The sequence below is a fragment of the Streptomyces sp. NPDC060049 genome (assembly GCF_042736715.1).
In the GTDB taxonomy this organism is placed as follows: domain Bacteria; phylum Actinomycetota; class Actinomycetes; order Streptomycetales; family Streptomycetaceae; genus Streptomyces.
In genome coordinates, this window is sequence record NZ_JBHWVV010000025.1 from 13,300 (window position 1) to 38,310 (window position 25,011).

Annotated in this window: 19 protein-coding genes; 9 read left to right on the plus strand and 10 right to left on the minus strand. The window is 74.6% G+C overall.

Annotated elements, in window-relative coordinates; all coding sequences use genetic code 11:
• Positions 1-5: 5 nt before the first annotated feature.
• Together ACFWBY_RS33145 and ACFWBY_RS33150 are read right to left on the minus strand one after the other, a co-directional pair.
• Positions 6-443 (minus strand): roadblock/LC7 domain-containing protein, encoded by a 438-nt coding sequence (locus ACFWBY_RS33145; protein WP_385344018.1) that lies wholly within the window; start codon positions 441-443, stop codon positions 6-8.
• Positions 440-3,430, minus strand: a complete 2,991-nt coding sequence (locus ACFWBY_RS33150; RefSeq protein ID WP_385344021.1) for a nitrate- and nitrite sensing domain-containing protein — start codon at positions 3,428-3,430, stop codon at positions 440-442. Before ACFWBY_RS33150 ends, ACFWBY_RS33145 begins: the two co-directional genes overlap by 4 nt.
• 397 nt (positions 3,431-3,827) lie before the next feature.
• Here ACFWBY_RS33150 and ACFWBY_RS33155 point away from each other — a divergent pair, with 397 nt between their 5' ends.
• Entirely contained in the window at positions 3,828-4,292 is a 465-nt protein-coding gene (locus ACFWBY_RS33155; protein ID WP_385344024.1) for a hypothetical protein, read from the plus strand.
• Between the two features lie 46 nt (positions 4,293-4,338).
• On the opposite strand, the gene ACFWBY_RS33160 is transcribed toward ACFWBY_RS33155, so the two are convergent.
• The 3 genes from ACFWBY_RS33160 to ACFWBY_RS33170 form a co-directional block, all read right to left on the minus strand.
• The gene (locus tag ACFWBY_RS33160; protein ID WP_385409741.1) at positions 4,339-8,985 is read right to left on the minus strand and encodes a hypothetical protein; all 4,647 of its coding nucleotides are present in this window, start codon (positions 8,983-8,985) and stop codon (positions 4,339-4,341) included.
• 80 nt (positions 8,986-9,065) lie between these two features.
• Positions 9,066-9,977, minus strand: a complete 912-nt coding sequence (locus tag ACFWBY_RS33165; protein WP_385340608.1) for a hypothetical protein — start codon at positions 9,975-9,977, stop codon at positions 9,066-9,068.
• Between the two features lie 223 nt (positions 9,978-10,200).
• The gene (locus ACFWBY_RS33170) at positions 10,201-11,706 is read right to left on the minus strand and encodes a hypothetical protein (protein ID WP_385340610.1); all 1,506 of its coding nucleotides are present in this window, start codon (positions 11,704-11,706) and stop codon (positions 10,201-10,203) included.
• A 120-nt stretch (positions 11,707-11,826) separates the two neighbouring features.
• Here ACFWBY_RS33170 and ACFWBY_RS33175 point away from each other — a divergent pair, with 120 nt between their 5' ends.
• The 3 genes from ACFWBY_RS33175 to ACFWBY_RS33185 are packed head-to-tail and all read left to right on the plus strand — an operon-like array spanning position 11,827 to position 14,119.
• Positions 11,827-12,627, plus strand: a complete 801-nt coding sequence (locus ACFWBY_RS33175) for a LamB/YcsF family protein (protein ID WP_385340611.1) — start codon at positions 11,827-11,829, stop codon at positions 12,625-12,627.
• Positions 12,624-13,256: an allophanate hydrolase subunit 1 gene (locus tag ACFWBY_RS33180; protein ID WP_385340613.1), complete on the plus strand. Its 633-nt coding sequence runs from the start codon at positions 12,624-12,626 to the stop codon at positions 13,254-13,256. Before ACFWBY_RS33175 ends, ACFWBY_RS33180 begins: the two co-directional genes overlap by 4 nt.
• Positions 13,253-14,119, plus strand: coding sequence for a biotin-dependent carboxyltransferase family protein (locus ACFWBY_RS33185; RefSeq protein ID WP_385340615.1), 867 nt, complete (start codon positions 13,253-13,255; stop codon positions 14,117-14,119). The genes ACFWBY_RS33180 and ACFWBY_RS33185 overlap by 4 nt, the downstream gene beginning before the upstream one ends.
• A gap of 30 nt (positions 14,120-14,149) precedes the next feature.
• Here the strand turns inward: ACFWBY_RS33185 and ACFWBY_RS33190 are convergent, their stop codons facing one another.
• Positions 14,150-15,556 (minus strand): HEAT repeat domain-containing protein, encoded by a 1,407-nt coding sequence (locus tag ACFWBY_RS33190; protein WP_385340617.1) that lies wholly within the window; start codon positions 15,554-15,556, stop codon positions 14,150-14,152.
• A gap of 351 nt (positions 15,557-15,907) precedes the next feature.
• Positions 15,908-16,333, minus strand: coding sequence for an ankyrin repeat domain-containing protein (locus ACFWBY_RS33195; protein WP_385340619.1), 426 nt, complete (start codon positions 16,331-16,333; stop codon positions 15,908-15,910).
• A 279-nt stretch (positions 16,334-16,612) separates the two neighbouring features.
• On the opposite strand from ACFWBY_RS33195, the gene ACFWBY_RS33200 reads away from it, so the two are divergent.
• Positions 16,613-16,807, plus strand: a complete 195-nt coding sequence (locus tag ACFWBY_RS33200; protein WP_030031218.1) for a hypothetical protein — start codon at positions 16,613-16,615, stop codon at positions 16,805-16,807.
• A gap of 50 nt (positions 16,808-16,857) precedes the next feature.
• A complete protein-coding gene (locus tag ACFWBY_RS33205) occupies positions 16,858-18,504 on the plus strand; it encodes a hypothetical protein (protein WP_385340621.1) in 1,647 nt (548 codons plus the stop codon).
• Between the two features lie 26 nt (positions 18,505-18,530).
• Here ACFWBY_RS33205 and ACFWBY_RS33210 read toward each other — a convergent pair whose 3' ends face one another.
• Positions 18,531-20,033, minus strand: coding sequence for a PLP-dependent aminotransferase family protein (locus tag ACFWBY_RS33210; protein WP_385340623.1), 1,503 nt, complete (start codon positions 20,031-20,033; stop codon positions 18,531-18,533).
• Between the two features lie 202 nt (positions 20,034-20,235).
• Between ACFWBY_RS33210 and ACFWBY_RS33215 the strand changes: the two genes are divergently transcribed.
• From ACFWBY_RS33215 to ACFWBY_RS33225, 3 genes are all read left to right on the plus strand, one after another.
• On the plus strand, positions 20,236-21,006 hold the full coding sequence (locus ACFWBY_RS33215) for a glycerophosphodiester phosphodiesterase family protein (RefSeq protein WP_385340625.1): 771 nt from the start codon (positions 20,236-20,238) through the stop codon (positions 21,004-21,006).
• A gap of 66 nt (positions 21,007-21,072) precedes the next feature.
• Positions 21,073-22,443: an MFS transporter gene (locus tag ACFWBY_RS33220; RefSeq protein WP_385340627.1), complete on the plus strand. Its 1,371-nt coding sequence runs from the start codon at positions 21,073-21,075 to the stop codon at positions 22,441-22,443.
• Positions 22,444-22,775: 332 nt separating this feature from the next.
• Positions 22,776-23,150 carry an RNA polymerase-binding protein RbpA gene (locus ACFWBY_RS33225; protein WP_007262928.1) on the plus strand — a complete coding sequence of 125 codons (375 nt, stop codon included), beginning with the start codon at positions 22,776-22,778 and terminating at the stop codon, positions 23,148-23,150.
• A 133-nt stretch (positions 23,151-23,283) separates the two neighbouring features.
• On the opposite strand, the gene fxsA is transcribed toward ACFWBY_RS33225, so the two are convergent.
• Positions 23,284-23,880: an FxsA family membrane protein gene (fxsA, locus tag ACFWBY_RS33230; protein ID WP_385340628.1), complete on the minus strand. Its 597-nt coding sequence runs from the start codon at positions 23,878-23,880 to the stop codon at positions 23,284-23,286.
• A gap of 105 nt (positions 23,881-23,985) precedes the next feature.
• The gene (locus ACFWBY_RS33235) at positions 23,986-24,756 is read right to left on the minus strand and encodes a polyprenol monophosphomannose synthase (RefSeq protein WP_385340630.1); all 771 of its coding nucleotides are present in this window, start codon (positions 24,754-24,756) and stop codon (positions 23,986-23,988) included.
• Positions 24,757-25,011: the final 255 nt, after the last annotated feature.

Below are 25,011 nucleotides of genomic sequence, written 5' to 3' on the forward strand. Positions count from 1 at the left end.
CCGACTCACCCTCCGGCGGGCAGCCCGGTGCGCGGGGCGGTCGCCAGGTGGTCACCCACGCGCTTGACCATGAGCGTCATCTCGTACGCGACCTGGCCGACATCGGAGTCGGAGTCGGCGAGGACCGCCAGGCAGCTGCCGTCACCGGCCGCCATGACGAAGAGGAACGCCTCGTCCAGCTCGACCACGGTCTGGCGGACGCTGCCCGAGTCGAAGTGGCGCCCGACGCCCTTGGCCAGGCTGTGGAAGCCGGAGGCCACGGCCGCCAGGTGCTCGCTGTCCTCCCGGGTGAGGTCCTGGGAGCTGCCGGTGGGCAGGCCGTCGCCGGAGAGGACCACCGCCTTGCGGATGCTGGCGACCCGGTCGACGAGCTCGTCGAGGAGCCAGTTGAGCGAGCCGGAGCCGCGGCCCCTGGTGTCGTTGCCGGACTGCGGTGCGGTCATCGGCCGTCCCCCTCGTTCTCGTATCCCGGGCCGTCGGCGGCAGGGGTGCCGGCCTCGGTCCCGGACTGCGGTGGTGCGTGGCGCCGTGCGTCGTGCGGTGGGTCCTGCTGTGCCTGTGGCGCGCGTCGTGCCAACTCCTCCTGCGCCTGTCGGCGGGCGTGCTGGTCGCGGCCCGCCGTCCAGCCGCGCTGGAGCGCGGACATGCGGCGCCGTACGTCGTCCGCGTCGCGGTCGGCCACCGGATCGGCGGCTGCCGGTGCGGGAGCCGGGGTGTCCTTGAGCTGGGGCGCGAGGTTGGCCTGGCGGACCCGGCGGGGCAGCCCCGCGGCGGGGGCGCCGCCGCCGGACGCGGGCGGGCCGGACCGCGTACCGTCCGGGGCCGGGTCCGGCACCGCCGCGACGGGGCGGGGCTCCACGCGGCGGCCGTGCTCGGCGACCAGGGTCGGAGCGGGGCGGCGGCGCGGGAGCGGTACGGGTCCCGGGGTGCGGGGGGCGTCCGGGCGGGCGGGGTCCTGGCGGGCGGGCTCCAGGCGGACCGGGCCCGTCGGGGGCAGGGTCTCGCGGTTGCGGTCGCGGTCCCGGTCGTGGAAGCCGTCCCGGCCCGAGTGGCGGTCCGCGAGGCGGGCGCCGCCGCGGTCCGCGGCGGCGTCCACGGCGCGCTCGGCCGTACGGAATCCCCCGCGCTCGCCGGAGGCTTCGGTGGCCCGGTCGCCCCTGCGGTCCGCGATGCGGTCGCCCTTCCAGGCGCCGCCGCGCTCGGTGTGCCGCTCCGCGTGCGGGCGGCCCGCCGGGCGCAGGCCGAGCAGGGCGCTGCGCGAGGTGCCGTTCGGCGGGGTCTCGTCGTCGAGGGTCGCCATGGCGGGCCGGCCCCCCTTGGAGCCGGCGCCGGTCGCGGCGGCCCCGGTGGGGCCCGCGATGCCGGTGGGGGCTTCGTCCAGGACGGTGGCGGGGTCGTCCAGCCCCAGCATGCCGACCGGGGCCTCCAGCTCGACGGGGCCGCGCAGTTCCGTGCCCGCCGGGAGCCTGCGGTCGGCGGGCACGCCCTCGACGGCCGCCGGCCCGGGTCGGGTGGCGCCGCCGACGGCCTTGCCGCCGGCCAGCCGGATGCCGGTGCCGTTGGTGTCGGGAGCCTCCGTCAGCAGGGCGGCGGGGAGGAAGACCACCGCGGTGGTGCCTCCGTAAGGGCTGGGCTGGAGGCCGACCTTGACGTCGTGGCGCTGCGCGAGGCGGCTGACCACGAAGAGGCCGAGGCGGTCGGTGTCGGAGAGCTCGAACTCGGGAGTCTCCGCCAGCCGCAGGTTGGCGTCGAGCTGGGCGTCGGGGGTCATGCCGAGGCCCCGGTCGTGGATCTCCAGGGTGAAGCCGTTGGCCACGCGCTCGCCGAGGACCTGGACGGCCGTGTGCGGCGGGGAGAACACGGTGGCGTTCTCCAGGAGTTCGGCGATGAGGTGGGTGACGTCGGCGACGGCCGGGCCGACGATGCCCAGGCGCGGCAGCCGGCGGACCTCGATGCGCTCGTAGTCCTCGACCTCGGCCACGGCCGCCCGTACGACGTCCATCAGCTGGACGGGCTTGCGCCACTGGCGGGAGGGCGCGGCGCCGGAGAGGATCACCAGGCCTTCGGCGTGGCGGCGCATGCGGGTGGTCATGTGGTCGAGGCGGAAGAGGTCGGCGAGTTCCTCGGTGTCCTCGGTGCGCCGTTCCATGGTGTCGAGCAGGGTGAGCTGGCGGTGCAGCAGCACCTGGTTGCGGCGGGCCAGGTTGACGAAGACCTCGGAGACGCCCCGACGCAGCTCCGCCTGCTTGACGGCGGCCTCGATGGCCGCGCGCTGGAGGCTGTTGAGGGCCTGGCCGACCTGGCCGACCTCGTCCTTCTCGTACTCGAGGCGGGGCGCCTCGGTCTCCACGTCCACGTGCTCGCCCGCGGCGAGGCGGCGCATGACGCCGGGGAGGCGGACGCCGGAGACCTCGTGGGCCTCCTTGCGGAGCCGGGACAGGTCACGGATCAGGTCGCGGCCGATGCGTACGGACAGGACGAGGGAGACGAGCAGGGCGATGAAGCCGAGGATCCCGGCGACGGCGGCCTGGACCAGGACGCTCATGGCCACCGGCTCGACGCGCTCCTGGTAGCGGTCTCCGGCGCCGGTGCCCATCTCGGCGAGGTCGTCGAGGACCTTCTGCGCGGCGCCGTCCCACTGGGCGGGGGCGACGTTGCGCGCGGTCTTGCCGGTACCCGCCGCGATGAACCGTTCCTCCGCCTCGCGCAGGGCCCGGCTCTCGGGGTTGTTCCAGTACTGCTCGAACTGCTCCCGGTCGGCCGTCGGGAGGATCGCGAGGTTGAACTCGTAGAGCAGTTTGCGGTTGGCGACGAAGTCGGTGACGCGCCGGATGTCGGCCGCGTCGACGTTGCGGGCGGCGAGGGCCGCCGCGACGACCGCGTCCTCGCGCGAGAGCGTCTCGCGGGCCCGGGTGATGCCGACCAGGGCGCGGCCCTGCTTGTCCATCTCCACGTTCTCGAGCGCGTGGAGGTTGAGCAGGAACTCGTAGCAGGGGTCGACGAGCCGGTTGTAGAGCTCCAGGGCCTGGCCGGTGTCGAGCGAGCCCGAGGAGTCCACGGCGCCGCGCAGCGCTCCGATGCCGTGGAAGGCGTCGAGGATGGAGCGCAGGCGCCTGCCGGTGGCGGGGCTGAGCTCGTCGACGACCTCGGGGTCCTCGGCCTCGGTGGTGATCTTCGCTATCGCCTCGTCGGTGGCGCTGCGGCGCTTGGCGAGCTCGGCGGTGGCGGTCGAGGCGCGGGGGTCGCCGATGACCACCAGGGTCTGGCGGCGTTCCTTCTGGATGACGCGGACGACGTCCTCGATGGGGTAGCCGACCTTGTCGATGACGTAAGCGACATCGAGGAGTTGGACGGCCTGACGGCCCGTGAGCACCGTCGCGAAGCCCCACAGGGCGGTCAGGGAGACGAGCGGCACAAGGAGCAACGCCACGATCTTCCGGCGGATGGATTTCCCGCGAAAGCGCATGGCCTCCCCAGCCTCCCCAGCTCAACCCCGTTGTCGGGGGTCGGTGTTCCCTCATTTAAACGGCGTGAGCCTACTACTGCCACGACGAAGGTTCGAAGGCGTGTCCGGACGTTTTCGGCCGGACACCCGGGCGTAGATCACGAGTTGTCCGATACCTCCTGCCGAGAGCAGCCCGATATGTGGCACATGACACCTGGTGCGGCGTCAGTTCCCGCATGAGAATGGATGGCTGGAATTATTCGATCCGTGCCGTTCGCGGGGCGGTGTGCGCGCCGGCGGTACGGGAATCTCCCGACCGCCCCGTACGTCTACTAGTGCGAGGCGGGCATGACCGGCGGCACCCGGGGGCAGGCGGGAGAGCATGGGGCAAAGGTACGAGGACGGCGGCGCGGGGTCCGGCGCGCCGGAGCGGTCCCTGTGGGTGGACGGACCGGGGCGGCAGCGGATGCCGGACCCGGTGCGCGAGTCCGCCGTGCGCGCGGTGCTGATCGTGGCCGTGACGCTGACGGACGCGACGGTGGCGTTCTTCCTGACGATCACCGGGTCCTGGCTGGCCTTCCCCCTGGTGCTCACCGGGATAGCGGGCACCGTGGTGGCCACCTGGGCGGTGCTCGACGTGGTGATCACCCGGCAGATGTGGAACCAGCGGTACGGGGTCGTCTCGGAGCCGAGCAGCACGGCGCGGGTCGCTCCGCGGGAACGGCGCAGGGCGGACGGGCAGGCTCGGCCGGCGTGGCGAATACGCGAGCGCGGCGAAGCGGCCGGCGCCGCCTGGCCCGCGCCCACCGCCGACGGGCGGTACCGGACCGGCACCGGGAGGGGATGACCCGCGCGGCCCCGGACAGGCCGGGCCGCGCGAGCGGCGCGTCACGTTATGAGGGCTGGGTGCTGCGGCGGAACATGCGGGTCGCCGTGATCTCTCCGTGGATCGTCTCCTCGTCCGGGGACTGCTGGGGCAGGCCCGGGCGGAGGTGTTCCTCGACGCTGATGTACTTCAGCCCGGCCCGCAGGTCGGCGTCGTTGCGCAGCCGGATGACCAGCGGGAACTCGGCGAGGGCCGTGGTGTCGAACAGGCCCGTCGTGTAGAGCAGCTGGACGCCGAGCGCGTCCGAGACGGCCCGCTGGAGTTCCAGCAGGTACGTGGCGTTCGCGCGGCCGATCGGGTTGTCGAGGAAAAGCGTGCCCGCGTGCCGGTGCTTGTCCCGGCCCCGGTCGTTGCTGCGCAGCGCCGCCATCGTGCAGTACAGCGCGATCGCGGCCGTGAGCAGCTGGCCGCCGGAGAAGACGTCGCCCATCTGTCCGACCGGGACCCGCTCGGCCCGCAGCACCGCGTCCGGCTTGAGGATCTCCACCGCGATGCCCTTGGGCTCCAGGGCGGCCTGGACCCCGTGCAGCAGCAGCGACATGCCGTCGCGGCGGCCCTCGCCGAAGGAGGCGGTGCTGTTCTTCTTCACGGCGCCGCGGGTCGCCTCGTCGATGACCTCGCCGAGCCGCTCGGTCAAGGTCGCCTGGTCGGGCTCCTCGAAGCGGATGCGCAGGAACTCCTGGCCCGACCACTCCCCCAGCCCCTCGGGGAGCTGGGAGAGCCGCTGGGCGGAGCGCAGGGTGGCCAGGGCCGACTCCACGAGTCCTCGCAACCGGTCGACGATGCTGTCGCGGTTGCGCTCCAGCTGCGCCAGCTCGTCGGTCAGGACGCGCAGCCGGGGCGCGAAGGCGACGGCCCATGACGCCGCGTGCTCGGGCAGCGCGGAGGCGGGGAGTTCGCGGATCTGCTGGCGCGCGGGGGTGCGTACCTGCTCGTAGCGGTTGGCGTTGGCGTGCCGGACCAGGATGTCGCTCGCCTCACGGACGGCGGACTCGGCGGCCGACAGGTCGCCGGCGCAGGCCCGTAGCGCGCGGCGGGCCTCGGTGGCGGAGCGGCGCGCCTCCTCCAGGGTTCCGGGGTGGGCGACCGGCTCCTGCTCGTCGTCCTGGTGGGTGTGGTCGCGCAGGAGGTCCCTGAGCATGGCCGCGGTCTCGTCGAAACCGCCCGCGCCCTCCTCGGCGGTGCGGTGGGCGCGCAGCAGGTCGGCGTGGGCCGCGCGGGCGGACTCCACCGCGGCGGTGTGGGCGCCGAGCTGGGCGGTCGCGGTACGGAGCATGGCCTGGGCGGCCCCGACGTCCTCGGGGATGAGTTCCTCGGGCAGTTCGGTGTGCGCCCCGCCCTCGGCGGGGGCGTGCCGTTCGGCCTCGCCCCGGAGCCTGCCGAGTTGCTCGCTGGCGGTGGAGGCGCGGGTCTCCAGCATCTGTACGAGGGCTTCGGCGCGGGCGGCCGCGGCCTGCCGGGAGGGGCCGTCGGCGCCGTCCGTGCCTTCGAGGAGCTGGGCGGCGCGGGTGCGGACCTTGTTGGTCAGACGGTCGAGCTCGGCGAGGGCGGCGCTCTCGTCGCTCTCGGCGCGTGCCTGCTCGGCACGCAGGTCGGCGCCGACGCCGACCTTCTCGTAGAGCTGCGAGGCTGCGCGGTAGGCCTCGCGGAGGTCGGGGAGCGGGGCCTTGCGGGCGCCCGCTTCCCCGGCGGGGACCTCGGGCAGCGGCTCGGGGGCGCCGGCGATCTCGGCGCGCTCGGCCCGCAGGGCGCGGGCGGTGCGGCGGGCGTCGTCGGCGGCGCGCTGGGCGGCACGGCGGTCCTCGTCGGCGGCCCGCGCGCGGTCGAGGCAGGCTTCGGCGCGGGCCTCGGACTCGGCGGCGTCCTCGGCGAGTTCGCGCAGCCTGGCCTGCCAGCCGGCGCGCTCGCGCAGGCGGTGGGCGAGGCCGGCGAGTACGTCGGCGACGCGGCGGGCGCGCTGGGCGGCGTCCTGGCGCTCCTCGCGGAGGCGGGTGGCCTCGGCGGCGGCCTCGTCGGCGTCGGCGCGTACGGCACGGGCCTGCGTGAGCTCGGCCTGCGCCTCCTCGGCGAAGGCGCGGGCCGCGGCGGCCTGCTCCGCGAGCTCGGCGAGACGGCCGGGCGGGCAGCCGGTGCGCCAGGAGGCGAGCCGGGCGGCGAGCTCGCGGTCGCCGGAGAGGCGGGCGGCGAGCTCGCGGATCTCGGTGTCCCGGGCGGTGGCGCGGGCGCGCAGCGCCTGGCGCTCCTCGTCGGCGGCGTGCTCGTCGTGCATGGCCGGGTTCGGCGGTACGAGGAACACCGCGTCGGCGGAGTCCCCGGCCGGGGGCACGGGCGCGAGCAGGGCGGCGGCGGTGCCGACGGCGACCGTCGAGCGGGGCAGCAGGGCCGCGCCGGAGAGGACTTCGCGGGCCCGGGTGTGGGTGTCCGGGTCGGTGATGACGACGCCGTCGACCAGTTCCGGGCGGGCGGCGAGGACGGCGGCGTGGTCGGCCGGGTCCACCGACTGGGCGAGGTAGCGCCAGCCGGGCAGGGCCGGGATGCCGTGCTCGCCGAGGTACTCGACGGTCGCCAGGACGTCGGGGCCGGGCGGCAGCAGGCCGCCGTCGCCGAGGGCGCCGAGGATGCGGGAGTCGTCGGCGGCGGCGGTGCGCAGTTCGAAGAGCTGGCGTTCGGCGGAGGCGACCGCGTCGGTGAGCAGGGTGCGCAGGTCGTCGGCGCCCCGGTCGAGGTCGGCGACCGTGAGTCCGTCGGCGGTTTCGGGGCGGTCCGGGGAGTCCGCTGCCCCGGCGGGGGCTGCGCCCGCTCCGGCCGCCTCGGGGGCTCCGAGGAGGGCCGCCAGGCGCGGGGCTCCGGCGAGCGCGGCGGCGGCCCGGTGCTCGGCGTCGTGGGCGGCCTCGGCCGCGTCGGCGGCGTCCGCCGCGCGGGCGGCCGTCAGTTCGGCGCGGGACTCCGTGCCGGCGGCCTCGCGGGCGGCTTCGGCCGCTGCGCGGGCGCTCTCGCGGGACTCGTGCCAGGCGGCCACGGCCGTCTTCTCGGCGTCGGCGGCGGCCAGGGCGGCGCGCGCGGGGTCGGCGTCGGGGGCGGAGTCGTCGAGCCAGCCGGCCCGGACGGCCTCGGCGGTCTCCTGCTGGACCTCGGCGAGGCGGGCCCGCAGGTGCTCGGCCTCGCTGCGGGCCCGTTGGGCGGCCGTGGCGGCGGCGGTGGCGTCGCGGTGGGCGGCCTCGCCGGTCTCCTGGAGGACGGCGGAGCGCTCCTCCTCCTCGTTGGCGGCCCGTTCGCCCTGCTCGGCGGCGGTGTGCAGGGCGCGTACGAGGTCGGTGGCGGCGGTGGCGCGGGCGGCCAGCGCCGGGGCGGCGTCCCGCTCGGCCTCCAGGATCGCGGCGGCGACCCGGGCGGAGCGGTCGGCGGCGGCGCGGTGGCGCAGGACGTTCTCGGCGGCCTGCCAGGCGGCGTGCAGGGTACGGGCTTCGAGGAGCTCGCGGCGCTGCGCGGCGGCGGCCTTGTCGGCGACGGTCAGGGCCAGCGAGGCGTGGCGGTAGGCGAGTTCGGCGGAGACGGCGGCGCTGCGCGAGCGCGCGGACTCGGCGGCGGTGACCTCGTGGGCCGCGCCGGTGACCTGCTGCGCGAGGTCGGCGGCGCGGCCGCGCTCCTCGGTGGCGCGGGCGGACAGCCGCCGGGCGAGGGAGCGCGTGCGGCGTTCGGCGCCGGCGTGGATCTCGCGCAGCCGGGTACGGGTTCCCGCCGCTTCGACGATCTTGGTGAGGAGGTCCACGGAGCCCGCGGTGAAGTCCCGTTCGGCCATCAGCTCGGCGCGGCGGCCGAGCTTGTTGCCGAAGCCGTGGACGAGGTCGGCGAGCCCGTCGGTGTCGCGGGTGTCGGTGACGGCGCGCAGCAGCAGGTCGGTGAAGTCGGAGTCCTTCTTCACCGCGAAGAGGCCGGCGGCCTCGCCCTCGTCGGCGTTCATCTCGCGCTGGTAGCGGAAGAGTTCGGGGTCGAGGCCGAGCTCGGTGAGGTGCTCGTTCCAGCGGTCGTGGATCTCCTCGAAGTACACCTCGAGGTGCGGGTAGGCCTTTCCGGCTTCGGTGAGGGCGTCGCGGAAGCCCTTCATCGTGCGGCGGCGGCCCCGGGCCCCGGAGACTCCCTCGACGGGCGGGCGCACCGAGGTGGCCTCGGCCACGGGGAGGCTGTCCAGGCTCAGCCCGGGTCCGGGGCGGAAGGAGTACCAGGCCTCGGCGAACTTGCGCGGGTCGTTGGAGACTTGGCGGCCGCGCCATTCGCTGACCTTGCCGACGACCACGCACTCGCCGGTCTGGGTGTGCTGCCACTCCAGTGCCACGTGGCCGCAGTCGTCGGCGAGCAGGAACTTGCGCAGCACGCCGGAGCTCGCGCCGCCGAGGGTGTTGCGGTGGCCGGGCAGCATGACCGAGAAGATCAGCTTGAGCAGGACGGACTTGCCGCCGCCGTTCTCCAGGAAGAGCACACCGGCGGGCGCGGGGCGGCGCGGCGGGCCGGTGGGCTCGTCTTCGAAGAACTCCGCCTGGGTGGGCGCCGGGTGGGGCACCGGCCGGCCGACTCCGCGCAGGTCGAGCACGGTGTCGGCGTAGCGCGCGCCTGCGGGCCCGATGGAGTAGAGGCGGATCCGGGACAGCTCGTACATGGCGGCGGACTCTCGTGGTGTCGGGGTGGCGCAGGGCGTACGGAGGGCGGGTGGCTCGGGGCGGACCGGGAGCGGGGGTCTCAGGCGTGGAAGGGCAGGCCGGCGTCGGCCGCGAGGTCCAGGTCGTCGCCGTCGGGCGGCGGCAGGAGGGTCGCGGAGCCGTCGCTGACGGGGACCACGCCCAGTTCGAGGAGCTCGGCCATGGCCGCGCTGCCCGCCATGTCGCGGACCTGGAGCTGGTAGCGGGGGGTGGTGCGGTAGGTGCCGCCGGCTTCGTCGCCGGTGCGCTGGAGGAAACCGGAGTCGGTGAGGAAGGCGGCGGCCTTGCCGACGATGCCGGTGGTGGAGCCGGCCAGGCGGCGGGCGTCCTTGGTGGCGCCGGTCGCGCTGCGGCGGGCGTAGACGCGCCAGGCGGCCTCCAGACCGGGGGCGTCGGAGGCGGGGTCGGTGTTCTCGCCGAGCTCTTCGGCGCGCTCCTCCAGGCGGCGGCAGGTCTGCCGGACGAAGGCGTCGACCCCGTTGACGGTGATCCGGCCGATGTAGCCGTCGTCGGCGAGGTCCTCGGGCCGCGGGAAGGCGAGGGCGGCGACGGCGAGATGGGCGAGGCCGTGCAGGAAGCGGTCGGCGGAGTCGGCGGCGGCGCGGCGGGCGTAGTCGCCCATCCGGACGGCGAAGACGGAGTCCTCGCCTGCGGCGACGGCCATTCCGGCGCGCGGGGAGACCTCCAGGACGACGAGGCCGAGCCCGGTGGCGACGGCGTCGGCGAGCCGGCCGAAGGCGGGGTCCTCGCGGTAGCGGCGCAGCAGCTCGGCGTACTCGGCGTCACGGGCGGGCAGCAGCTTGGGCTGGAGTCCGAACGCGACGAGCCGGGCCGCGTCGGCGGCGTCCGCCGGGGTCACGGGCGCGGCGGCCTGGTGGCCCGGGGCGGCCGGGACGGCCGGCTGCGCGTCGGGCTCGCTCCACGCGGGGTGCTCGGCGTGGTGGTCGCTCACGGGTGCGTCTCCTCGGCGGTGCGGGTGATTCCGGTGCGGACGTTCCCGGTGCGGGTGATTCCGGTGCGGGTGATTCCGGTGCGGTGGGTGGGGGGCGCGGCGTCTCGGGCCGCACGGGCGGCGGCCGGTGCGGCGGGCCGGGAGCACTGCGGCGCCGGTGCGGCGGGCGGCGCGGGCCGGCCGGAGGTGGGGGCGCCCTTTCGGCGACCAGGCGGGGGCGGGGTCATGCCGCCTCCGTGCGGTCCGCCGTCATGGCGGCCGCGTCCAGGAGGGCGGTGCCGACGATGAGGTCCGCGCCGCCGAACTCCGGGTCGTCGAGTTCCGTGCCGTCGTCCACCGCGAACAGCAGCCGTTCCTCGCCCTGGCGGTAGGCCGTGCCGACCGCCGGGCTCGCCGCGTGGACGGCCAGCAGGGCCACCAGGTAGGGCAGGTCCGGGTCGGAGCGGCGGGCCTCGGCCAGGAGGCCGGACAGCCGGCGCGGGGCGTCGTGCGGGAGTTCCAGGAGCTTCATGGCGGCGGCGAGCTGCTCCTCGCTGAAACGGCTGTCGTCGGGGGTGGCGATCAGGTCCGGCTCGGGCATCTCCGCGCCGAGGTGCTCCCGCTCGACCGGCGGGGTCAGCAGGATCTCGACCAGGTCGGCGACGCGGACCGCGACGGGGGTCCGCAGGCCGGCGCCCGCGGCGAAGAAGGCGTCCGTGACCCGGGAGGCGTCGGCGACGGGCAGCGGCAGGACGGGGGCGACGAGCTGCCCGTAGAGGTCGATGCCGGTGCGCGGCGCGGGGGCCGCGAAGGCCTGGCGGTCCTGTTCGGCGCGGAAGAGCGGGCCGGCGTCCAGCAGCCGGGACTGGAGCTGCGTGTGGCGGCGGATGCAGTCCTTGACGATGTCGACCAGCTCTGCGGCGCGCCGCTTGTTGTCCGGTTCCTCGGCCTCGTCCCGTGCCTTGCGGATGTTGGTGAGGATCGCGTTCTCGTGGCGGTAGCGGTCGGCGACGTGGTCGAGGGCTTCGGCGATCATGTCGGGGACGGTCACCAGCCAGTCCACCGCGCGCACGTTGCGCCGGGTCGCGTCGAGCGTGCGGCGCAGGGTCTCGGCGTACTGGACGGTCCGGTAGCGGGCCTGTTCGGCGGCGAGCTGGGCGTCGGCGAGCCGGCCCCGGCTGATCAGGACGTCCAGCTTGACCTCGGCGGCGATCTGGGCGCTGGTGACGTCCGTGTCCAGGGCGCCGACGAGGACGTTGACGGCCTCGTCGGTCGTGCGCAGGTACACGGCGCCGCCGTAGCCCGGGACTTCCTCGATCAGCTTGAAGTCGTAGTCCCGGCGGACGTAGACCCCGTCCGGGCCGAAGGTGCCGTAGATCGCCCGGAAGCCGCGGTCGACACTGCCGACGTTGATCAGGTTCTCCAGCACCCAGCGGGCCACCCGCTCGTGCTCGGCCGCGGGGCGCGACGGCGCCTGGGCGGCGACGCGCGGCAGGAGCCTGGCCACTATCTGCTCGTGGTCGGCGCCGGTGTCGAAGTCCATGTTGAGCGTGACCAGGTCGATCGCGGAGAGCGCGACCTCCGCCATCGCGTAGACCCCGTACTCGCCGGCCAGATTGGCCTTGCGTACGTCGAGGTCGTGCAGCGGGGCGGTGCAGGCGAGGGCGCGCAGCCGCCGGGCCAGGCCCTCGTCGGCGGCGGGGCCCGGCGCCGGGGAGGGAAGGGTCTTCGCCGGGGCATGGGGAGTCACGGGCAAAGACTAGGCGCTGACCCTGACAACATCCCAAACGGGATGGTTCGGCCCGATCCTGCCGGCCGGCGTCCGCGTCGGCGCGAGAACGCGGCGCGCGCCCTGTTCTACGCTCACCGCATGGCTTCCATGATCACACCGGACACCCCCGCGGTCACCTCCGTGATCGACCTCAACGCCGATCTCGGTGAAGGCTTCGGGCGGTGGACGCTCACGGACGACGAGGCCCTGTTGTCCGTCGTCACCAGTGCCAACGTCGCCTGTGGTTTCCACGCCGGCGACCCGTCCATCATGCGCCGCGTGTGCGAGTTGGCGGCCGCGCGCGGGGTCCGGATCGGCGCGCAGGTCGCGTACCGGGACCTGGCGGGCTTCGGCCGCCGCGCCATGGACGTGCCGGCGGGCGAGCTGGCCGACGAGGTGGCGTACCAGATCGGGGCGCTGGAGGTCTTCGCCCGGGCGGCCGGCTCCCGGGTGTCCTACGTCAAACCGCACGGCGCGCTCTACAACCGCACCGTGTACGACGCGGACCAGGCCGGCGCCGTGGTCCGCGGCGTCCTGCTGGCGGCCGGGCGGGCGGGTCTCCCGGTGCTCGGCCTGCCGGGTTCGCTCCTGCTGGCCGCCGCCGAGGGGGCCGGGCTGCCGGCCGTCCCGGAGGCCTTCGCCGACCGGGCCTACACGCCGGCGGGCACCCTCGTGCCGCGCGGTGAGCCGGGCGCCGTGGTCCACGACCCGGCCGCGGTGGTCGCCCGAGCGGTCGCGATGGCCGCCGGGCAGGCGGTGACGGCCGCGGACGGGTCGCGGATCCCGGTGGCCGCCCGCTCCTTGTGCCTGCACGGGGACACGCCGGGGGCCGCGGACCTGGCCCTGCGCGTGCGGGAAGCGCTCGGCGCGGCCGGAGTCCGCGTGGAGGCCTTCGCGTGAGCGGGACGGTGCGCGCCCTGGCCGTGGGCGCGGACGCCCTGCTGCTGGAGGTGGACTCCGCCGAGGAGGTGGCCGCGCTCCACGCGGAGCTGCTGCGCCGGCGGGACGCGGGTGAGCTGGGCGGTGTCCGGGAGGTCGTGCCCGCCGCCCGGACCGTGCTGCTGGACGGCGTGCGGGAGCCGGGCGCCCTCGGGGCGCGGATCGCCCGCTGGGAGCCCGCCGCGCCGGCGGCGGACGCGGAGCCGCCGCCGGTGACGGTCCCGGTGCGCTACGACGGGCCGGACCTGGCGGAGGTGGCCGGGCTGTGGGGGGTGCGCCCCGAGGAGGTCCCGGGGATCGTCGGCGGCATCGTCTTCCGCGTCGCCTTCTGCGGGTTCGCGCCGGGCTTCGGCTACCTGACGGGGCTTCCCGAGCATCTGCGCCTGCCCCGGCGCGCGACGCCCCGCACGGCCGTCCCGGCGGGCTCGCTGGCGCTGGCGGGCGAGTACGCGGGGGTCTACCCGCGCTCATCCCCCGGCGGCTGGCAGCTGATCGGGTCCACGGACGCGGTCCTGTGGGACCCGGCGCGCGAGCCGGCGGCGCTGTTCGCGCCGGGGGTGCGGGTGCGGTTCGCGCGGGTGGCGGCATGAGGGCCCTGGAGGTCCTGCGGCCGGGCGCGCTGACGACCGTCCAGGACGGGGGCCGGCCCGGGTACGCACACCTGGGGGTCCCCCGGTCGGGTGCCCTCGACACGGGGGCGCGCGCGCTGGCGAACCGCCTGCTGGGCAATCCGCCGGGAGCCGCCGTCCTGGAGACGACCGTGGACGGCGTGGCCCTGCGCGCCCTGGGCGGCCCGCTGGTCGTGGCGGTCACCGGCGCCCCGTGCGGGGTACGGGTCCGCGGGCGCGCGGCCGCCTGGGGAGCCCCCGTCCTGCTGCCCGCCGGGGTGGAGCTGGAGGTGGGCCGGGCGGAGCCGGGAGTACGAAGCTACGTCGCGGTGCGGGGAGGTTTCGCGGTCGAGCCGGTCCTGGGCAGTCGCTCGACGGACCTGCTGTCCGGCCTGGGCCCGCCGGTCCTGGCGGCGGGGGCGCTGCTGCCGGTGGGGGCGCCCGGTCCGGATCCGGTGGCCGGGGTGGACGCCCTGGCGGCGCCGGGCCCGCCCTTCGAACTGGTGCTCCCGCTGCGCCTGGGGCCGCGGGCCGACTGGTTCGGGCGGGAGTCGGTGACGGGGCGGCTGCTGCGGGCGCGGTACGTCGTCTCGCCGGCCTCGAACCGCATCGGCCTGCGCACGCAGGGCCCGCCGCTGGCCCGGGCACGGGCCGGCGAGCTGCCGAGCGAGGGCATGGTGCTCGGCGCGGTCCAGGTCCCCCCCGACGGCCTGCCGGTGGTCTTCCTGGCCGACCATCCGGTGACGGGCGGCTACCCGGTCGTGGGCGTGGTCCCCGCGGGCCCCGCCCTGGACCGCGCCGCGCAGGCGCGGCCGGGGGCGGGGGTGCGGTTCGTGCAGGTGTGAGCGGCGGACGCGGGCACGCCGGGCCCGTGGCTACACCGCCGACTCCGGGGCGATCCGGCTGCGGACCGCCGACTGCACGTCCTCTTCCTCCGCCGGGTCCGTGGCGAGGCGTCGGAGCCTCGGGGCCACGCGGGCGTCGGCCGTCTCGGCGTGGTGGGCGGCCACCTCGCGCGTCGTCTCCTCGCAGTCCCAGAGGCACTCCACCGCGAAGCCCGCCGCGAAGGTGGGGTCCGTGGCCGCCAGGGCCCGGGCGGCCCGGCCGCGCAGGTGGGAGGAGGACGTCTCCCGGTAGATGTGCCGCAGCACCGGGGCCGCGCAGCCGATCGCGAGCCGGCCGGCTCCGTCGACCAGGGCGAAGAGCGGTACGGAGTCGGGGCCCTGGCCGCGGACCGTGGAGCGCAGGGCTCCCAGTACCAGGGCGGCGTCCCCGGCTCCGCCACGGGCGGCGAGCAGGGTCGCGGCGGCCGCTCCGAGGGCGTCGGGCCGGTGGACCCAGCGCCGGGCCCGCTCGACGGCGCCGGGCCCGCACATGCGCTCGTAGGCGGCCACGGCCGGCTCGTCACCGGCGGCTTCGATGAGGTCCAGTACGGCCGGGTTATCCGGTTCGGCGAGGACCAGGTGGTGCAGGGCGGTGGCCCGGGCGGCCTCGCCACGGGCGCCGGCGGCGGCGGCGAGGATCGCGGAGCGGTCCTCGGGGGCGGCCACGGCGGCGAGGCAGCGGGCGGCGGGCACGTGCAGCGGGGTGCCGCGGCGCAAGCCGTCGGCGGCCCAGTCGAAGACGGCCTGGACGCCCCAGCCGGGCTGGGGGCCGCGCGGGGTGAGCTGGCGCTGCCAGCGGTCGAAGGAGCCCTGCTGGCGGGCGGCGCGCAGCCGCGCGGCGTACGCGGGGGCGCCGGGTGCTTCCTCCCACAGGCGCCAGGGTCTGGGCTCGTAGGCGTCGCGGACGGCGGCGGCCAGCCGCGCCTCGCCCTCGGCGGTGGCGGGGAAGCGGTCGAGGACGGGGCCGGCTAGGGAGCGCAGTCCCTCGTCGTCGTCGCGCAGGGCGAGCTCGTCGAGGGCCCAGGCCCAGTTGGCGCCCGTGGCGGCGTAGCGGCGCAGCAGCATGAGCGCGTCGTCGCGGCCGTACGAGGCCAGGTGTCCGAGGACGGACAGGGCGAGGCCGGTGCGGCGGTCGTCCTCGTCGACGAGGTCGTCGACGCCGAAGAGGTGGGCCTCGATCTCGCCCAGGGGGCCGTCGAGGTCCACGTACAGGCGGGCGTAGTACAAGGAGCGGTTCTCGACCTGCCAGTCCCGGCGCGGATCGCCGGTCACGCACTGGTTGAGCGCCGCGAGGGCCTCTGCCCTGGGCGCCGCGAGTGCGTGCAGCGTGCCGTCACCGCGGCCCCGCTGGAGGAGCCCGAGCAGGGTGCCACTAGGCGCTATGACTGGTTCGAACATGGGAATGGCCTCAAATCAAGCTGGGGACGCAACCGGGAATCGCAATTCACAGGGCCGCGTAACAGCATGTGAGGACGTCCGCCGTCGCCGTCTTGTTCCGCTCGATGTAGACCATTGCCTTCTCACTCTCGTCGGTGCTCCGCGGCCGGGCGGCCGGGTCCCCCGGCAGGGGTGGGGGTCGGACACCCGTTGTGTCCTGCCCGCTCCTGCCCGTCCGTCCTGCCCGCGAATCGAATCCGACGCCATGATGACCCAGGCGGTTTGTGCGCCGCGACCACATTTAAGGCCGCCGTGACCAACCCGTGAGGTCTGGACCGGCCAACGGACCGGCTGGAAACCGCCAAAAGCGGACTACACGGCTCCGAAAAGTTCCAGCAGGTCGGCCTTGGCGAACATGCGGGCCGTGTCCACGGCGGAGGGCGTTCCGGCGCTCGGGTCGGCGCCGCCGGCGAGCAGCGCGCGGATGACGGCTTCCTCGCCCTTGAAGACCGCTCCGGCGAGCGGGGTCTGGCCCCGGTCGTTGGCGCGGTCGGCCTCGGCGCCGCGGGCCAGCAGGGCCGTGACGGCGTCGGCGTGGCCGTGGTAGGCGGCGAGCATGACGAGGGTGTCGCCGCGGTCGTTGGTGAGGTTCGCCGGGACGCCCGCGTCGAGGTAGGCGGCCAGCGTCGCGGTCTCACCCTGCCGGGCGAGGTCGAAGATCTTGGTGGCCAGCTCGATGACGTCCTCGTCGGGAACGTCCGGGGAGCCCTGGGAGCTGTTCTCGACGTGCTCGCTCATCGGTCGTACCGCCTTTCACGGGGCAGGGGTGCGCACGGCAATGCGTCCGTACGGATGAATCGCCAGCGTAGCGCCCGGACCTGCACATGAGCAGGTAGGGCCGAGGCAATGATCACCCTGGGACTCCATGCGCCCGCGGCGCCCGGCGCGCCAGCCGGGCTGGGCCGGTCAAGTGAAAATCTCCTGGATTCACCCATATGCACCTTTTGTCGCATTGATACTTCCTGTGAGCCTGGAAGTACTGATGGTGACTGTCCCCACCTACCAGGAGAAGCTCTCATGGTCCTGTCGATCTCAGGTGTCGTACTGCTCGGCATCATCTGCTTCCTCTTCTTCAAGAAGGACGGCATGAAGCTGACGCACGCCTTCGTGTGCTCGCTCTTCGGCTTCTTCCTCGCCGGCTCGGCCATCGCCCCCAGCATCACGGCGAGTACGGCGAGCCTCGCGAGCCTCCTCGGCGGGATCAAGCTCTAGCGCCCGCCTCCGGCACCCACCCGAAGCATCCACAACTCCAGGAGACGCCCGTGGCCAGGCGCCCACTTCCCCGCATCCTCAGCAGCGGCACCGTGTCGCTGACCCGGGGCCGCGACCTCGCTCGCACGGCCGCCGACAGCGCCACGGACGTCCTCCATCCGCTCCTCACCATCGGACGCGGCCTGCGCGTCCTGGCCTCGGCCGGGCGGCGCAAATGGAGCGGCACCCCCAAGGACAAGCGGGGTCCCGCGCTGTTCCTGGGAGCGGCCTGCGTCCTCGTGGTCGCGCTCGTCCCCTACGGACCCCTCGCCGCCCTGATCACCCTCATGGCGGCGGCGGCCTGGCGGGGACGCGACCGCATCCCGGCGAAGACCGGGCCGAACGATGCCGAGACCGAACGCCTCGGCTCCCTCTACGAAGCCCTCGTGCCGTACTTCTCCATCCCGGAGGATCCGAGTCCGCTCTTCGCCCACGGCGGGGACTGGGACAAGGCCTTCAGCGGCTACGAGTTCGACGAGGCGGGCCGCGTCACCCGGCTCCACATCCGCTACCCGGCCTACTTCACCGACGGCGAGGCCGCGTCGAGGGCCCGGATCGAGGCACTGCTGCACGCCAAGTCCGGGCGCGGACGGGAGTACCTCTTCGAATGGGACGAGGAGGGCAACCAGCTCGACCTGAGCGTGCTGGCGGCGCTGCCGACAGGCATCGCCGCCCAGCCATTCGTGACCTCGCCCGGCGAGGCCGTGCTCGGCTTCACCGACCCCGGCAGCGTGCAGCGCACCCTTCCCGTACTGGAGGGCGACGAGCCCCGCGACATGCCGCCGGTCATCTGGCGCACCGGTTCCCGCTCCACCGAGCCCCACCTGCTGGCCGTCGGCCAGCCCGGCAGCGGGACGTCCACCCTGCTGCGCTCGATCGCCCTGCAGGCCCTGCGGCACGGCGGCGACGTACTGGTCGTCGAGGGCGGCGGCAGCGGCGAGTACTCCTGCCTCGCCGGCCGCACCGGAGTCCTCGCCGTGGAATGCGGGCCGACCGGCGCACTGAACACCTTGGATTGGGCCGCGCGCGAGACGGAGCGGCGACTGATCGCCATCCACCGCGCCCGCGAGACCGGCCGGCCGGCCGCCGAGGACACCCGGCGCCCGCTGTGGATCCTGCTCGACCGCCCCAGCGTGCTGGCCCACCTGGCCACCGCCGAGGGCGGCCCGGATCCGCTCGCGCAGCTCCAGGTTCCGCTGCGGCACGGACGCGCCGCCCACATCACGGTGGTGGTGGCCGAGCAGTTCGACCACCTGGAGCTGCTGCACGACTCCGTCTGGCAGCACACGAGGGCCCGGGTGGTCCTCGGAGCCGCCACGATCCAGCAGATCGCCGACGTACTGGGCCTGCCCCCGCACACCACGCCGACGGCCCAGCTGCCGCCCGGGCGCGGCTACGCCCGGCTCGGCTCCGGTCCCGTGCACCGGCTGCAGGTGCCCGCCACCCCGGACCCGTACGACGACGCCACCCACCCGGCGCACCGGCAGGCGGTACTGGACCTGCTGCCCGAGCGGCGGGCGGCGCCGGGGCCCGTCCCGGACCACGTCCCGCAGGGAAAGGCACTGCACATCGTCCATCCCCCGGCCCAGGCCCAGGGCCCCTCGTCCGGAGCCGTCGACGCCTCGGAAACCCCCGAGGTCCCGGCTGACGCCCCGTAAGACGTGTGGGGTCGCCCCGCCCGCACCTACGCGACGAAGGTGCGCGGCGGCTCCGCTCCGCCGCCGCCCGCCCCCGTGCCGACCAGCCGGGCCGCGGCCGCCAGCCGGGCCGCCGCCTCCTCCGCCACGGGGCCGCCGACGGTGAAGGGGAGCCGGACGTAGCCCTCGAAGGCGCCGTCGACGCCGAACCGGGGCCCCGAGGGGACCCGTACGCCGACCCGCTCCCCCACCTCGGCCAGCCGGGAGCCCGACAGCCCGCCCGCGCGGGCCCACAGGGTCAGGCCGCCCAGCGGGACCCGGAACTCCCAGTCCGGCAGTTCCCGGCGCACCGCCGCCACCAGCGCGTCCCTGTTCTCCCGCGCTTGTTCGCGGCGGATCTCGACGGCCTGGGTCCAGCCGCCGGTGCGCATCAGCCAGTTCACCGCCAGCTGTTCCAGCACGGGCGTGCCCAGGTCGGCGTAGGCGCGGGCCGCGACGAGGCTGCGGATGACGTCGGGGGCCGCGCGCACCCAGCCGATGCGCATGCCGGCCCAGAAGGCCTTGCTGGCGGAGCCGACGGTGATGACGGTGGAGCCGGCCGGGTCGAAGGAGCAGACCGGGCGCGGCATCTCCATCGCCGGGTCGAACTGGAGCTCGATCATCGTCTCGTCGGCGACGAGCACGGTGCCCGCCGAACGGGCCGCCTCCACCATCGCGCGGCGCTGCTCGTCGGAGGCGAGCGCCCCGGTCGGGTTGTGGAAGTCGGCGACGACATAGGCGAGGCGCGGAGCGGAGTCGCGCAGCACCTGGCGCCAGACGTCCATGTCCCAGCCGCTGAGCCCCTCCCCCATGGCCACGGGCACGAGCCGGACCCCGGCGGCGCGCATCAGCTGGAGGATGTTGGCGTAGGAGGGGGATTCGACGGCGATCCGCTCGCCGCGCCCGGCGAAGAGGCTGCAGATGGCGTCGATCGCGCCCATGGCGCCGGTCGTGACCATGATCTGCTCGGGCATGGTCGGGATACCGCGCTCGGTGTAGCGGTCGGCGAGCATGCGGCGGAGGGCGGGCAGCCCGGCCGGATAGTCCCCGTGGGTGTGCGCGTAGGGCGGAAGCTCTTCCAGGGCGCCCTGGACGGCCTTGGTGAGCCAGGGCTCGGGGGCCGGCAGCGCGGCGCAGCCGAGGTCGATCATCGAGCCGAGGGACTCGGGGGGCAGGGGCTCGAGTCCGCGGGCCGGCATCGGGTTGCCGGCGGGCACGGAGGTCCAGCTGCCGGCGCCGCGGCGCGATTCCAGGAACCCCTCGCCGCGCAGGGCCTCGTAGGCGGCGGCGACGGTCGTGCGGCTGACGGAGAGCACGACGGCGAGCTCCCGTTCGGCGGGGAGCCGGGCGGCGACGGGCACGCGGCCTTCGAGGACGAGCAGCCGGATGCCGTCGGCGAGCGAGCGGTACGCGGGCGGCTTGCGCGCGCCGGGCACGGCGGGCCGCCCCTGCTGGGAGGTGATGAGCCGGCCGAGCTGTGCGGCACCTACGGCCGAGGTCCACTGCGCCATGGGTCCGGTCCACCTTCGTCGAATTGGCCCCTGCCGGCCCACGGGGAGCCGGTATTGGATCGGTCTGCGGTTACAGGGTGGCACGGTCCGAGCCGGGCGGGCCAGGCGGCCCGGGGCGGCGGGCGGGCGCGGGGGATGTGGCGTTCGTCGCGCGGCCATCGGGGCTCTCCCGCCCCCGGGGAGCAGCGGGCATACTGCCGCGGTGACGCACGTACGACTTCGCCATCCGTATCTCGACCACCCGGGTCCGATCCCCTTCGCGCACCGCGGCGGGGCCGCGGACGGGCTGGAGAACACCGCCGCCGCGTTCCGGCGGGCCGCCGACGCCGGGTACCGGTACTTCGAGACCGATGTGCACGCCAGCGCCGACGGCAAGCTGGTCGCCTTCCACGACGCGACCCTGGACCGGGTCACCGACGGGCACGGCCGCATCCGCGAGCAGCCCTGGAGCCGGATCCGTGAGGCCCGGGTCGCCGGGACCGAGCCGCTGGCCCTCTTCGAGGACCTCCTGGAGGAGTTCCCGGACGCCCGGTGGAACGTGGACCTCAAGGACGAGTCCGCCCTGCACCCGCTGGTCAACCTGATCGCGCGGGCCGGGGTCTGGGACCGGGTGTGCGTGGGCTCGTTCTCGGAGACCCGGGTGGCCCGGGCGCAGAAGATCGCGGGCCCCCGCCTGGCGACCTCCTACGGGGTCCGCGGGGTGCTCGGGCTGCGGCTGCGCTCGTTCGCGATCCCGGCGGCCCTGCGCGCGGGCGCGGTGGCGGCGCAGGTTCCGCAGTCCCAGGGGGGCGTCCGGGTGGTGGACCGGCGCTTCGTGCGGACCGCCCACGCCCGGGGGCTCCAGGTGCACGTGTGGACCGTGAACAAACCGGAACGCATGGAGGCTCTCCTCGACATGGGAGTCGATGGCATCATGACCGACCGGATCGACATCTTGCGCACGGTGCTGGACCGGCGCGGGGCCTGGGCCTGACGAGCCCGCCGCCTCCGTGCCCGGCGAGGCCGCCGCGGCGGTACGGGGACCAGCGAGGGGGCACCGATGAGTGCGCGGACGACGGCAGAAGCGGAACCGGGGGCCGAGGGCGAGAGAACGGCCGCCGCCCGCAAACGCGAGCAGCACGGCTGGTACTTCTACGACTTCGCCGTCTCGGTGTACTCGGCGAGCGTCGTCACGGTGTTCCTCGGGCCGTACCTGACCGAGATAGCCAAGGCCGCCTCGGACAGCGAGGGCTTCGTGCACCCGCTCGGCATCCCGGTGCGGGCCGGATCCTTCTTCGCCTACTCGGTGTCGATCTCGGTGATCCTCGCCGTCCTGCTCATGCCGCTGGTGGGGGCCGTCGCCGACCGGACCGGCCGCAAGAAGCCGATGCTGGCGGTGGCCGCGTACACGGGCGCCGCCGCGACGGCCGGAATGTTCTTCCTGGACGGCAACCGCTACCTGCTCGGCGGCCTGCTGCTGATCGTGGCGAACGCCTCACTGTCCGTCTCGATGGTGCTCTACAACGCGTACCTGCCCCAGATCTCCACGCCGGACGAGCGGGACACCGTCTCCTCGCGCGGCTGGGCCTTCGGCTACACCGCCGGTTCCGTGATGCTCGTGGTGAACCTGGTGCTCTACACGGGCCACGATTCCTTCGGCCTGTCCACGGGCGAGGCGGTACGGATCTGCCTGGCCTCGGCGGGCCTGTGGTGGGGGGCCTTCGCACTGATCCCGCTGCGGCGCCTGCGGGACCGGGTCGTGGTCCGGGAGCCGGGGGCGGGGCCGGCCGTCAGCGGCTGGAAGCAGCTCGTCGCGACCCTGAAGGACATGCGGCGCTACCCGCTGACCCTGTCGTTCCTGCTGGCCTACCTGATCTACAACGACGGCGTGCAGACGGTGATCTCCCAGGCCTCGATCTACGGCAAGGAGGAGCTGCAGCTCGAGCAGTCCACCCTGATCGTGGCCGTCCTCCTGGTGCAGGTCCTGGCGGTGGCGGGTGCGCTGGGGATGGGCCGGCTGGCCGTGCGGTACGGAGCCAAGCGGACGATTCTCGTATCCCTGGCCGCTTGGGGGCTCACGCTGGCCGCGGGATACTTCCTGCCGGCCCGGACCCCTATGTGGTTCTTCGCGCTCGCCTCGATGATCGGACTGGTACTGGGAGGCAGCCAGGCGCTGTCGCGCTCGCTGTTCTCACACCTGGTCCCGGCGGGCAAGGAGGCCGAGTACTTCTCGGCGTACGAGATGAGCGACCGCGGGCTGAGCTGGGTGGGACCGCTCGTCTTCGGGCTCACCTACCAGCTCACCGGAAGCTACCGGGACGCGATCATCTCGTTGGTGTTCTTCTTCGCACTGGGTTTCGTGCTGCTCGCCAGAGTGCCGGTGCGGCGCGCGGTGGAGGCGGCGGGCAATCCTGTACCCGAGCGGATCTGAGCGGCGATCGGCCCGGAGCCGGGCCGATCCGAGCGGATCACCTACGGGCCCTGGACTCGAATTCGGAACGAATTTCGACGTTCAAGCGAAGGGCCGGTAGTGTACGCCTTTGGCCTGCCAGGCGGACCGTTACTGCGTGCTGACGAAGTGAAGACGCTGGGTGACATCTGCTGCCAGATGTGACAAAACGGGCACTGATGGGTACAACAAGGGGCGGCACGACGGGCGACGCATGACCCGGAGCGGGAATCTATACCGCCGACCGGACGTTGACCGGATGACGACGACAGCGACACCTGTCCTGTGGGCGACAAGCCCGGGAGGCACGATTCATGAGTGAGCGAGCTCTCCGCGGTACGCGGCTCGTGGTTACCAGCTACGAGACGGACCGCGGCATCGATCTGGCCCCGCGCCAGGCGGTGGAGTACGCATGCCAGAACGGACATCGATTTGAGATGCCGTTCTCGGTTGAGGCAGAAATTCCGCCGGAGTGGGAGTGCAAGGCGTGCGGCGCCATGGCACTCCTGGTTGACGGGGACGGGCCCGAAGAGAAGAAGGGCAAGCCTGCGCGAACGCACTGGGACATGCTCATGGAGCGGCGCACCCGCGAGGAGCTGGAGGAAGTGCTGGCCGAGAGGCTGGCGGTCCTTCGCTCCGGCGCCATGAACATTGCCGTGCATCCGCGGGACAGCCGCAAGTCCGCCTGACAGCCGGACGACAGCACAGCACCACAGCAAGACAGCACGAAGCCGAGGGGCCCCCGCCACACACTCTGTGGCGGGGGCCCCTCGGCTTTCGCGAACCGGGATCGGGATCGGGAACGGGTCGATCGGGAACGGGTCAGGGAGTGAGCGGCGGGCGGTAGCCGGTCTCCGGGCCGGACGGGCCGGAGGCGGGCCCCGGACGGCCCGGCTGGTCCTCACGGATCACCTCGCCCTGGACCACCTTGCCGTCGGGCTGGTGGATGCGGGCCTGCTGGAAGGCGTCGCCGAAGGTGCCGGCGGGCGCGGCGGCCATCTTGCGCTCCAGGGAGCCGGCGGCCCGGCGGCCCGCCCAGGCACGGACGGGCGGAAGCAGGAGGAGCAGCCCCACCGCGTCGGAGAGCAGACCCGGCATCATCAGGAGCAGGCCGGCCAGCATGGTCGTGCCGTTGCCCGAGCCGGGCCGGCGCTCGGTGGGCCGTGCGCCCGCCTGCGCCTGCTGGAAGCTGTCCGCCAGATTCTTGAAGGCGCGCCGCCCGGCCCGCTTGATGACCACCGCTCCCAGCACCAGGCCGCCCGCGAGCAGCAGGGCGACCGCCCCACCGCCGAGCGCGCCCGCGACCAGGCTGAGCAGCCAGATCTCCAGGATCAGCCAGGCCGCGAGGGCGAGGGGAAGCATTGTACGGGCGGGCGAACGCCGCCGGGGGGCCGTAGAGGTCGGAACTCCGGTCGTCATACTCCCCAGTGTGCCCGGGCCGGCATAAAAGCGTCCTCAGCCGGAGGTACCGGGCGCCCCCTAGGGGGCGGCGGGGCAGGCGGCCGGCGGCGGGAGAAGGCGGGGCTACTTGCCGCGGACCTTCGCGGTCAGCTTGCCCGCGTGCTCCTTCAGGCCCCACTGCGTGACCCGCCAGAGGGCCTCCACGACGATGTCCTTGCTCATCTTGCTGTCGCCGAACTCGCGCTCGACGAAGGTGATGGGGACCTCGACCACCCGGAACCCCTTGCGGACGGCCCGGCGGGCCAAGTCGACCTGGAAGCAGTAGCCCGCCGAGGCCACGTCCGCCAGGCCCAGGCCTTCGAGGGTCTCGCGGCGGAAGGCACGGTAACCGCCGGTGACGTCGCGGATCGGGACCCCGAGCATCAGCCGGGAGTACGTGGACCCGCCCCGGGAGAGGAACTCGCGGCTCTTGGGCCAGTTGACCACCCGGCCGCCCGGCACCCAGCGGGAGCCCAGCACCAGGTCGGCGCCCTCCAGCGCGGTGAGCAGCCTCGGCAGCTCCTCGGGCTGGTGGGAGCCGTCGGCGTCCATCTCGACGATGACGCCGTAGCCCTGGTCCAGGCCCCAGCGGAACCCGGCCAGGTAGGCGGCTCCGAGCCCTTCCTTGCCCTTGCGGTGCAGGACGTGCACGTGCTCGTCGGAGGCCGCCAGCTCGTCGGCGAGCTTGCCGGTGCCGTCCGGGCTGTTGTCGTCCGCGACCAAGATGTGGGCCCCGGGTACAGCCGCGCGGACGCGGCCGACGATCAGCCCGATGTTCTCCGCCTCGTTGTAGGTCGGAATGATCACCAAGGCCGTGCCGAGCGGTCCGTAGCTTCGCTGTCCGCCGTCGCTCACTGATTCCCCTTTTGCGTTCTCGTACATCCTGTACGTCGTGTCGCAGAGGATGATTTTAGAACAGCGATCGGGGCCCGCGGTCCTTCGGGCCGGACCGGCTCCCGCTGGCTGCGGGCCGCCTGACCGTTGTCTACTGGACCGCCGGGCCCCGACCTGAGGCCACCCTCCCCCACGCCCCTTCGGAGCAGGGGGGACCCCCTTCCGGCGAAACCTTCCCTCGCCCCCGAGGCGCGGGCGCGGCTGAGCGGACGGATC